Genomic DNA, 206 nt, shown 5'->3' with positions numbered 1-206 from the left:
CCTGAGCCTGGTTCCACAAGTCGCCCTACCCAACCAGCTGTTTCCTGCGATCCCTCCTCACCACCGTCCTCGCCAACTACCCGACCCGCAACAACCCACAGAAGGCCGAGCACGGCACCAAGGCCAAGGAGCGCGCCGCAGACCGCGCCGAGAAGGCCGGGGCCGCACACGACTCGGCGCAGAAAGCGACACGGAGGGCCGTGGGC

Annotated in this window: 1 pseudogene; it reads left to right on the top strand. The window is 68.4% G+C overall.

Going from position 1 to position 206, the window contains the following annotated elements:
* Window positions 1-5 precede the first annotated feature (5 nt).
* Window positions 6-206 (top strand): annotated as a pseudogene (locus MFF64_RS39010) (30S ribosomal protein S16); the annotation flags it as partial.

Origin of the sequence: Methylobacterium frigidaeris, assembly GCF_022179185.1 — a bacterium.
In the GTDB taxonomy this organism is placed as follows: Bacteria; Pseudomonadota; Alphaproteobacteria; order Rhizobiales; family Beijerinckiaceae; genus Methylobacterium; species Methylobacterium frigidaeris.
The sequence above is the reverse complement of the archived record's forward strand: the minus strand, read 5'-3'. Positions and strand labels throughout refer to the sequence as shown.